1 protein-coding gene is annotated in these 1,239 nt (G+C 71.3%); it reads right to left on the reverse strand.

The features are described 5' to 3' along the window. Positions 1 to 49: 49 nt before the first annotated feature. Positions 50 to 640: a malonic semialdehyde reductase gene (locus ACFWA7_RS40005; protein ID WP_385540366.1), complete on the reverse strand. Its 591-nt coding sequence runs from the start codon at positions 638 to 640 to the stop codon at positions 50 to 52. Positions 641 to 1,239: the final 599 nt, after the last annotated feature.

Here is a 1,239-nt window from a genome sequence, read left to right on the forward strand (position 1 = left end):
GCACCCCACTGGGGTGCGGCGGCCTTCCGCGTTCTGGGCCGGGGCAGGCTCAGACGGTGGTGACGACCTCGTCGTACGACAGGCGCGGGCTGCGCGGGTACGACGCGTCCTCGCCCGGCTTGCCGATGTTGACGACCATCAGCGGGGTGTGGTCGCCGTCCAGGAACTCCTTCTGGAGCCCGGCGCCGTCGAAGCCGGTCATCGGGCCGGCGGCGAGCCCGGCGGCGCGGACGCCGACGATGAAGTAGGCGGCCTGGAGCGCGGCGTTCAGACCGGCGGCGTTCTCGCGGACCGGACGCTCGCTGAAGAACACGTCCTTGACCTGCGGCCAGGCCGGAAACAGCGTCGGCAGCTCCTCGTGGAACTCGTTGTCGGCGGCGAGGATGGCGACCAGCGGGGCGGTGGCGGTCTTGGCCCGGTTGCCCTCGGCCATGTGCCCCAGCAGCCGCTCACGCGCCTCGGCCGAACGCACCAGCACGATCCGCAGCGGCGTCTGGTTGAAGGCGGTCGGCCCGAACTTGACCAGGTCGTAGATCGCCTGCACCTGCTCCTCGGTCACCGGCTCGTCGGTGAACGTGTTGGCAGTACGGGCCTCACGGAAGAGGAGGTCCTGGGCGGCGGAGTCAAGGGCGAGAGACATTACGTACCTTCCGGACTTACGGGGATTCCGCTTGCGGGGGAATCAAGCGGTGACGACACCGTACGACGGAGTTAGGTTAAGTTTCAACTAAACGGGCGGCTGGGTGACTGGCCTCACAGGATGGACGATTTCCAGCCACTTCCATCCACGGGGTGAGCGCGGGCGAAGCCCCCGACAGGCGGACTGGCCGGAAGTCACCCCACCCCGCCCCACCCCGCCTCTTCCCGAAAGCCCTGGGCGGGACGGCCGGGTTCGTCGCCTGCGGGCTCGGTGGGGGTTGATCGCTCCCCCAAGTTCTCGGCTTCGCTCGACAGGGGGACCCTCATCGCGGCGGAGCCGCGCAATGTCACAGCCCAGCGGCATCCAAGGGGCGCGGGGAACTGCGCGACCAGCCAAGGACGGCCCGCAGACGAACGGGCCCCGCAGCGGGGCGCAGGGGCCGCAGGGGGCCGGGGCGGAGCCCCGAGGAAAGGTGCAGCCCCGCCGGGGGGCCGGAGGGCGAAGCCCTCGGAAACCCACACGCCGTCCCCCTCCGAGCGGGGTCCGGGGCGGAGCCCCGAAAGGGGTGCAGGGGGCGGAGCCCCCGCTGGGGGTCTGGG

This window comes from Streptomyces sp. NPDC059994 (genome assembly GCF_042737755.1).
Taxonomy (GTDB): Bacteria; Actinomycetota; Actinomycetes; order Streptomycetales; family Streptomycetaceae; genus Streptomyces.

Excerpts from the sequence above, each read along its gene's own strand:
- ACFWA7_RS40005 (WP_385540366.1), bottom strand. The coding sequence starts at position 640 with ATGTCTCTCGCCCTTGACTCCGCCGCCCAGGACCTCCTCTTCCGTGAG.